Genomic DNA, 9,112 nt, shown 5'->3' on the forward strand with positions numbered 1-9,112 from the left:
AAGACTATGCGATTATCTCAAGGTTGAATTGGATAAAACGCTCTTACCCGATATCACTGGAGATCTTGAGTATGGAACGACCTTTAATCGAATTATGGATGAAGTGTTAAATATTGAATGGTTAGACAATAAAAAACTACAACATAAACATGTTCCTTACCCCGATTATAATGAAAATTGGCATGCAAAATTAGATCCCTTTAAAAGAATTCTCCTTTTTGCACAAATACAAAAAATCAGAAATGATTATCCTGATGAAGATATAGTTTTTAATTTTATTGATGACAAAGATGACATTTTGTCCACTTTAAAAAAGTATTTTATAAATTATTCTTATATGATTCCTCATGGAGTTACTTTACGCTTAAACCATTATGACGGCAGTAATGTCAGTTCATACGCTAGCATAAAGGGAACCGGACGTCCGTACAAGAATTACCGGCAAATAGTCAAAGACATGCATGAGTATGTGTATAATCTTGATGCGTTTGCGGAAACAATAAGCCAGAATGACAAATTTTCAGAAATACCTGCCGTGCGCCAAATATTAGAACATGAGTTCTTTGTTTCAGATCCTGATGATGTCGTTAGCTGTCTTGACAAAAGGAAAATTCCTTTTGTAATTCGCAAAAGTAAATCCCAAATTTCTGGTTACATTATGTTTACAGCCGTTTACAAAACCTCGCAAGGAATCTTTGCAAATCGATATGGTATTAATACGGAAGGCGAACTTTATAAATTTTTTGATTCACAAATTGAAAAAATAGACATTGATTCTGAAGGTATAATTGCAGCATTAGAAAGAGAAATAGTTATAACAAAAATGATTATTGAAAAAACGGAGAATCTCAGCAAAATTCCATGGAAATCCCAAACTGAGAAAAAAAATAACAACCTTGATTATCAAGAAAATGGGGAAAAAGCAGCTGAAACAAGTCCCTCTGAATTATTTACTCCAATGACTAAAAAAACAAACTCCTCTCATTCTTCGGATACAAGAGAGAATAAACAAAAAAGCTTATGCTCTCAGTTGCGTTCCTGCAAATTCTTTGTCTCCAGGATTAACAATGCGGAAAGTGAATTGAATAAAAAACAATTACCTTTTCTAATACGTCCCAGCAGAGCCAGTAGCAATGAATATTACATGTTTACAACAGTCTGCAAAACTTTAAAGGGAATTTTTAATCATCGATATGGAATAGACAGAAAAGGTAATCTCTATAGTTTTGATAAAGACGGAAAACAAAAAGTAAATATTATGCCTAAAGGTATCATAGCGACCCTGAAAAAAGAGATTGTAGAACAAACACATAAAATTGAGAAAGCTAAGGATGTCGCTCAAATAACTTGGATGCCTGAAGAAGATAAATCACCAAATTCATCAACAAAAAGGAAAAATAAAAAACCAGAATGGCATTTAAAATTCTTTAATGAAAATGGAGATAGTACTCAGGTTAGCGAAATTACACCGACACCTTGTAAAAATATTTAAACTGAATATTACATCCACGTTCTCATTACCAAGTTCTTATAGCCAGTTTCAAGTTCTCGTAATAATCATCGATTAAGGACGTTCTATAAAGACGTCCTTGCTTTAAGATGATTAAGAGCCAACAAACTATATAAAAAGGTCTGGAATCCACTACCTCTTTCCCCTAAACTGTCTTTGGTTTTTTGACTTAAGGACTATTTATGAAAACTAAATCATGGATTGCAAGTTTGTTTTATTCCTCATTATGCTTCTCCTCTTCTTATGCAATTAATCTCAATCAAATCACAGTAGCTGATCCGGTAATGGGCAGTCGTACCATCACCTATGAACAAGTTGGAGAGTTTGCAGTAGTGGAAGGTGATATTTTGATTGGTAGGGCGGCGAATCTTAAAAACCAGGGTGCTGTTATTACACCAAAAGTCGGGGGTTCACGTTGGCCAAATGGTGTTATCCCTTATGAAATTGCTGAAAATTTACCTTTTATAAACAAGCTTGCCATTTTACAAGCAATAGATCATTGGCAAAAAAAAACGAATATAGAGTTTGTCGAATTGACCTCTAAAAATCGTTATGATTATCGTGATTACATTTCCTTTATCCCCGCAGAAGGCACAACCTGCTCTTCCTATGTTGGACGCCAGGGAGGGAAGCAAGAAATCAATTTGGCGCCAAGATGTACTACCATGAATACGGTGCATGAAATAGGACATGCCTTGGGAATGTGGCATGAGCAATCCCGATCAGACAGAAATCAATATATTCGTATTGTCTGGGAAAATATTGATGAAGATCATAAATTTAATTTTGATCAACATTTAACCGATGGAAAAGATTTTGGTGAATACGACTATGGATCCATTATGCATTACGGCCGATTTGCTTTTTCCAAGAATGGTCAAGCAACTATCATACCCCTAATTGATGGAGTTGAAATAGGGCAGCGAACTCAGTTAAGTGAAAAAGATATCGCTGCCATCAAAGCAATGTACCCTGAAGCCTAATTGGGAGAAGTAGCCAAGGCCATATATCCATCTTTTTCCTCTGAAGGGGCGGCTACTAAAGCCAATTGCTTGGCCGCTTTTGCTTCAGAGTGCTGGTCGTAAGCATGGAAGATTTCATAACCAATATACATAGCCGTTAAAACAATGGCAGCAGGCCAGCAAATAGCAAATGTTGTAATTAAGACTATAGGCATGACCGTATTTTTTACCATGGTAAAAATAAAATCATTTCGCGCGGCTTCATATTCTTTAAGAGCAACTGGAAGGTTTTTACCTGTCAATTGAGCCTCTTCCAAATACAAACTTTTTTCCTTATATTTCGAATAAGCTCCCGTAGAAAGATACATTGCAACAGCAAGAGTACAGGCAAAAAAACAGCCAACGACTAATAGAGGTGGACTTACCAGCATTGATGCAGTAAATCCCATCATCAATAAGGCGGCGGCAGCGGCAACAAAGTAGAAAGTAGCTTCCTGAGTTTTATAATTAATTTCAAGCTCTCTAAGTTGCTTATTAAGCATCTCTACATGCAATAATCGCTGTTCAGGAGTCATTTTTTTGAATTTTTCCGGATTATTGTAGTCTTCTATTTCCTGTAAATATTGAGCTTTCTTGATCAAATACTCTTGTTTGGCTAAGTTACACTTATATAAAGCCATGCATACGTCGAACCCAAGAAAAACAGAAGTGATCATCCCTGCTACAGGGCCGGGAATATTGAAAAGATGGTTAAAATTGGTAAGCAGGTTGATTGTAGCCCAAACAAAGTCATTGGCAAAATTACAGTGTCGTTTGTAGAGCTCATGTTTAAATCTATCCCATGCTGAAGTCACCTCAGGAACATGTCCTGTTTGTTGAGTGATTATCTCTTCTACTTCAGTTGAGTTCAAACGAAGGGATGTGTCCTTGTTCATTTTTTTCAATAAAGCATCTTTTAGTTTGCTATTTTCTTTAATACTTAATTTTTCTGCTTTACCACTTCTAGGAATGTAATAAAGCGCTACTTCTTGATTGTCTTCATGAACAAGAATATAACTGTTTCTATAATCTTCGAGACTGGCAGGGCCTGGCAAATAATCCATTTGATGGATTTCACAACCATTTTCCGCACCTTTTTCCAATTCAGTAGGGAAAAAAGTATGTCTTAATAGCATACCCCCATCGATTATTAATCGCATCAAAAAGAAACCAACACTAAAGTAATTTATAACCCCGGTGGGTGCCTGAAGAGTTGAAATAATCTTATCGACATCAGTATGAGTTCCTAAAATAGCATCCAACTTCTCAATAATTTTCAGGTCTCGAGCTACACTCAATCCATTAGTTAAAGTCAAACGGCAAAACGCCCAATAGATACGACACAAGTTGGAATAGGCAACATAATCCCTGATTTTGGAAGCATGCAATGGAGAGCTGATTAAATTGCGAAAACCGCCAAGAAAGGAATCATACAAAGATTGAATAAAACCGGATTCTTCCTCTTGAACACTGACCTTGTTTAAATGGTCTTTTATTTTTTGTTTTATTTTAGCGTATTCAGCTTGTTTACCGTTTTGAGAATAAGCTTTGTAAAAGGCTTCCAGCAAGGACGCACAATAGTAGCAATACAGCCAGAAAATTTCCTTATTTTCATCGTCTTGCTGCTGTAGCACATTAAACATTTGTGTAAATTCAGCTTCTAAATCCTGCTTGTGTCGTAGCAAAAAAGTGTAATCTATTGTGTTTACTCGATCATCAATTGTTACAATTTTTATGTCCAGTTTGCTATCCATTGGAATTTGGGCAAAAAATTGTTGTTTATCCCTACGAAATGCAGCACTTTGTTTAGAGTAGACCATATTAAGAACTCACAAAAATTACACAGGAAGTTTTACAATAATACGTTACCATTTGATATGTATTTTGACAAGCTTTTTTGTATTATTATTTTACACATTGATTTTTGTAACTCAGACTGCTATTTGCATATAAATGCATCAAGAGAATGGCTGGTTCGTTTGACTAGTGTTGAAGTTAAAAGGACAGACTTATTGGTCCAATAAAGTACACTATCAAATGATATTTAATAACAGTTTTACTGCATTCAAAAGAAGAATAATTGAAAACTCACATGATGACTGCCTTGCATCATCGCTATTTTCCAATACAAAAACTGGAAAAAATTTTTCCTAGTAAATCGTCTGAAGTGAATTCGCCAGTAATTTCACATAAAATCTGATGAGCTAACCGTAAATCTTCAGCCAACAATTCTCCAGCTTTATAATTTGTTAGCTGTGTTTGTCCGTTTAGTAGCAAAGCTTTTGCCTCATCTAATGCTTGTAGATGTCGTCTGCGAGCTAAAAATTGACCTTCTGTTGGTTGATATCCAACCACTTGTTTGATTACTTTTTTCAGCTCATCCATTCCCTCACCGGTTTTTGCAGACAAATAAACCGTATGTTCATCACGTTTCGCTGAAAGTTTAGTGGTATCAATTTTGTTGTATACCGTGATTATAGGTATTTTATTGGGTAATGTTAATCTCAACTCATTAAGCAGAGAACTTTGTTGATCCGGATTGTTGATGTCTACCACCAGAAGCACACAATCAGCTCTCTTCAACTCTTGCCAAGCACGTTTTATTCCCTCTTTCTCCACCAGATCATCACTGTCTCTTAATCCTGCCGTATCAATAATGTGCAGAGGGATATCATCTAATAGGATATGTTCTCGCATAATATCTCGAGTAGTGCCAGCAATTTCAGTAACAATGGCAACATCTCGCCCCGCCAAGTTGTTAATTAAGGTTGATTTTCCTGCATTGGGTCTGCCAGCAATAACCAAAGATAATCCTTCACGTAACAATACTCCTTGGTTCGCTTGTGAACGTATTTCTTTTAATCGCCCAATAATTCTTTGTAGTAATCGACTGACATTTCCATCATTAAGAAAATCAATTTCCTCTTCAGGAAAATCGATAGCGGCTTCAACATACATGCGTAAGTAAATTAACTCTTCATTCAATTGATTTATTTTTTTAGAAAAATCACCTTGGAGTGATTTTAAAGCCATACGAGCCGCAGTATCTGAACTGGCTTGAATTAAATCAGCTATGGCTTCTGCCTGAATTAAATCAATTTTATCGTTAAGAAATGCTCTTTCAGAAAACTCACCAGGCTTGGCTAGCCTTGCCCCTGCTTCTATAGACTCTTTAATTAATAAATCCAAAACCACAGGGGAACCATGCGCTTGGATTTCAATAACATCCTCGCCTGTAAAAGAATGAGGACCTTTAAAATAAAGAACCAGTCCTTGATCAAGGACTTCATTATTTGCTTTATATAAGGAGCAAAATGTAGCTAAACGTGGTTGCAATGCTTTGTTCCCATTTAAGCAAAGGGCTATAGCATAGGCATTTGGACCTGATATTCTTACGATTCCTACCCCGCCTCGTCCTGGCGGGGTAGCGATAGCAACAATGGTATCTAATGACATTTATTTTACTGTGACAACAACCTTTTTAGCTGGCTTTTCATCTGAGTACTTTCTGGTGATATACCATTGCTGTAATATTGACAAAGTATTATTCACAATCCAGTACAAAACCAAACCAGAAGGAAAATTCCAGAACAGTCCGGTAAATAATATGGGTAAAAACATCATTACCTTAGCTTGCATTGGATCAGCTGGTGCTGGATTGAGTTTCTGCTGAATCAACATGGTTGCTCCCATGATTAATGGAAGAACATGGTAAGGATCCGCTGAAGCTAAATCATTTATCCAGAATATAAAAGGAGCTTGTCTTAATTCAACACTTTCCAGTAAAACCCAATAGAGCGCTATAAAAACCGGAATTTGAATTAATATAGGTAAACAGCCACCTAAAGGATTTACTTTTTCCTGTTTATAAAGCTCCATGGTCGCTTGGCTTATTTTGGCTTTATCATCACCATATCGCTCACGCAAAGCTTGCAATTTAGGCTGCAGCTTTCGCATACTAGCCATGGATTTATAACTTGTAGCGGATAATCGATAAAAAGCTAATTTAATAAGAACAGTTACAAGGACAATTGACCAGCCCCAATTCCCAACAACAGTATAAATTGCCTTCATTAAAGAAAATAATAATGAAGACAAGAACCACAAAATACCATAGTCCACCGTTAAATCCAGAGATGGGGATATTCCCTTTAAAACACTTGTAATTTCTGGCCCTATGTATAATTTGGATCCTACCACTTTCTCTTCTTTTGGTTTGACAGTAATAGGCTGGCTTACCGCTCCAATAGTATAATCTTTGTCCGTAGCTAATGTATAAAACTTGTTTTCACTATCCGCACTGGGAACCCAAGCACTCAAAAAATAGTGTTGTTGCATAGCAATCCAGCCACCTTTTGCATCCACATCCAGGTTAGATTTGCTCATGTCACTGAAACTAACTTTTTGGTAACGATTTTTGCCAGGATTTGAAAAGGAAGCACCTGTATATGAGCCAATGTGAAAAATGCTTGATTTGTCTTCTTTGGGAGAACTACGTAATAATTGAGTATTAAAATATCCTTTCCATAACGTATTACCAGTATTGGCTATCTTGTAATTGACTTCGATTAAATAACTTCCTTTTGTAAAAACAAACTCCTTTTTCACATCCAAACCGTCTTCGCTTTTACCATTTAGAGTGACTATCAGCTGGTTTTGATCCGGTTTCAATTCGTAATATTCTTTTTCCGATGTAAAATCAAAATCCAATGATTGCGGTTTTTGGCCATCTAAAACAAAAAGGCTGCTGTTCGCTACGTATCTCTCGCTGGTCTGATTTTGCAAGAGAGGGAATGGTTTATTTTTATCTTCAACACTTAGTGGATAATCAAGCAATAGACCTTTAACAATATCTCCATTTCTTAAATCAATGTCGACATCCAAAACATCAGTTTTAACCTGAATCAATTGTTTACTGCTGCTCGCTTGTTCCTCTGCTTTCAATGTTATGGCTTGTTCAGCATTAGATTCTACATTAGACGGTATTATTTGTGGTAACAAATGCCCATCTGATGTTAGTTTACTTGCAGTCTTATCTTCAATTGGTTGTTTGACTGGATAATCAATTTGCCAAGCGTTCCAAAGTGATAAACCAATAAGCGCAAGCGCCATATATAAAACTATACGTCGTATATCCATTAAATATTCTCAATTCTTATCGTTAGGAAATAAAGGATCATAGCCACCTTTTGACCATGGATGGCAACGAGACAATCTGTTAACTGCCATCAATATACCTTTGATTACGCCATAATGTTTTATCGCACTGTCAGCATATTCTGAACAACTTGGATAATAGCGACAACACGGTGTTATCAAAGGGCTAATAAAATACTGATACATTTTTATTGGTAAGCAAACTATTCGCCGTAGCATGAGTTTAATTTGTCCCATGTTTTATTTAATTTAGTATTTATACCTAAATTGGTTTTCTTTGCTAGACCTGGTCTTGCCAAAATGATTACATCTACAGCAGGCAAGTTAGTTTGACGAAAACTTTCTCTAAGCAGCCGTTTAATACGGTTTCTGTCATGAGCCTTAGTTATCATTTTTTTTGACAATGCTAATCCAAGGCGAGCATAGCCTAACTTATTTTCTCTAAAAAGGAAAATAAAGTCATCTGTAGTTATTTTTTTCGCATTTTCAAACACGAAATCAAAATCATTTTTTTTTAATAGCCGTTGCGCTTTTTTAAATACAAACACTTAAGCTGATAAACGCTTGCGACCTTTAGCACGACGTCTTTTTATAACCAATCTACCAGCACGAGTAGACATCCTTAAACGAAAACCATGATCGCGTTTACGTTTTAAATTACTAGGTTGAAAAGTGCGTTTCATGATGACCCTGCTTCTAAATTTATGAGGTTGGCAATGATAGATAACTTTTTTTCAACTGTCAATTTGAATAATTGATTATTTTTTGTGTAAATTTTTATTTACAGCTCGTAATAGTATTAACTTTATATATTTTTTAAATTTATTTTTATTATATATACATCACCTCTTGTGGATATTTTTAAAAATAACTTTATTTTTAATAACTTATATTGTTCTAAACTATGTTTGTAACTCCTGTGTTTTATTGTGATTTATTTGTTGTCTATTTATCCTGTCAATATTACGCATAAGTTATTTTCTCTTTTTCACTCATTTGAACTGTACTTATCCATAAAAAAATATATTCAAAATAATTGCAATAAATACTGATTGTATTTAAATTGGCTTGTTGATGTTGGGAAATTGTTTAGGAAATAACTTTAATTAATCAATTTTTGATTATATTTCTATTCATTGCTAAAGCTCTGATCTTATTTAAATTAATTTACTGTTAATATGAATATTAAGAGGAAGATTCTATTATGGCTTTGTGGATAACTTTTCCTTTTCTTTAAACCCGGGTATAATTTATTGATTGTTCAGATAACATATAGATTGAAATCTTTTTAGATTTTAAAAAAAAATACCAATTGATAAATTCTTGTTATTAATCTTTATTAATTGTCTTGCTGATCAGGTACTTTCAATGGCAATATTTAATACTGTGGATAGATAGTTTTAAGTATTCTTTTACCACCCTTGTTTAATTTAGGAGTTATTTT

Annotated in this window: 8 protein-coding genes; 2 read left to right on the top strand and 6 right to left on the bottom strand. The window is 34.9% G+C overall.

The window, feature by feature from the left end; translation table 11 throughout:
- Positions 1-28 precede the first annotated feature (28 nt).
- A complete protein-coding gene (locus tag OQJ02_RS15045) occupies positions 29-1,492 on the top strand; it encodes a hypothetical protein (RefSeq protein WP_265719767.1) in 1,464 nt (487 codons plus the stop codon).
- 200 nt (positions 1,493-1,692) lie between these two features.
- Entirely contained in the window at positions 1,693-2,493 is an 801-nt protein-coding gene (gene legP, locus OQJ02_RS15050) for a Dot/Icm T4SS effector LegP (protein ID WP_265719768.1), read from the top strand.
- On the opposite strand, the gene OQJ02_RS15055 is transcribed toward legP, so the two are convergent.
- The 6 genes from OQJ02_RS15055 to rpmH form a co-directional block, all read right to left on the bottom strand.
- The gene (locus OQJ02_RS15055; RefSeq protein WP_265719769.1) at positions 2,490-4,331 is read right to left on the bottom strand and encodes a lpg3000 family Dot/Icm T4SS effector; all 1,842 of its coding nucleotides are present in this window, start codon (positions 4,329-4,331) and stop codon (positions 2,490-2,492) included. The two genes, legP and OQJ02_RS15055, sit on opposite strands and share 4 nt — an antisense overlap.
- A 295-nt stretch (positions 4,332-4,626) precedes the next feature.
- Positions 4,627-5,967, bottom strand: a complete 1,341-nt coding sequence (gene mnmE, locus OQJ02_RS15060; RefSeq protein WP_265719770.1) for a tRNA uridine-5-carboxymethylaminomethyl(34) synthesis GTPase MnmE — start codon at positions 5,965-5,967, stop codon at positions 4,627-4,629.
- A complete protein-coding gene (yidC, locus tag OQJ02_RS15065; RefSeq protein ID WP_265719771.1) occupies positions 5,968-7,650 on the bottom strand; it encodes a membrane protein insertase YidC in 1,683 nt (560 codons plus the stop codon). It lies immediately after the preceding gene.
- Between the two features lie 9 nt (positions 7,651-7,659).
- Complete coding sequence (yidD, locus tag OQJ02_RS15070; RefSeq protein WP_265719772.1) at positions 7,660-7,905, bottom strand: membrane protein insertion efficiency factor YidD; 246 nt, start codon at positions 7,903-7,905, stop codon at positions 7,660-7,662.
- Entirely contained in the window at positions 7,872-8,216 is a 345-nt protein-coding gene (gene rnpA / locus OQJ02_RS15075) for a ribonuclease P protein component (protein WP_265719773.1), read from the bottom strand. Before rnpA ends, yidD begins: the two co-directional genes overlap by 34 nt.
- Positions 8,217-8,351, bottom strand: a complete 135-nt coding sequence (gene rpmH, locus OQJ02_RS15080; protein WP_010948689.1) for a 50S ribosomal protein L34 — start codon at positions 8,349-8,351, stop codon at positions 8,217-8,219.
- Between the last annotated feature and the right edge of the window lie 761 nt (positions 8,352-9,112).

The organism is Legionella sp. PATHC032, assembly GCF_026191185.1.
In the GTDB taxonomy this organism is placed as follows: Bacteria; Pseudomonadota; Gammaproteobacteria; order Legionellales; family Legionellaceae; genus Legionella.

Coding starts and splice junctions, on each gene's coding strand:
- legP (WP_265719768.1), top strand. CDS start 1,693: ATGAAAACTAAATCATGGATTGCAAGTTTGTTTTATTCCTCATTATGC.
- OQJ02_RS15055 (WP_265719769.1), bottom strand. CDS start 4,331: ATGGTCTACTCTAAACAAAGTGCTGCATTTCGTAGGGATAAACAACAA.
- mnmE (WP_265719770.1), bottom strand. CDS start 5,967: ATGTCATTAGATACCATTGTTGCTATCGCTACCCCGCCAGGACGAGGC.
- yidC (WP_265719771.1), bottom strand. CDS start 7,650: ATGGATATACGACGTATAGTTTTATATATGGCGCTTGCGCTTATTGGT.
- yidD (WP_265719772.1), bottom strand. CDS start 7,905: ATGGGACAAATTAAACTCATGCTACGGCGAATAGTTTGCTTACCAATA.
- rpmH (WP_010948689.1), bottom strand. CDS start 8,351: ATGAAACGCACTTTTCAACCTAGTAATTTAAAACGTAAACGCGATCAT.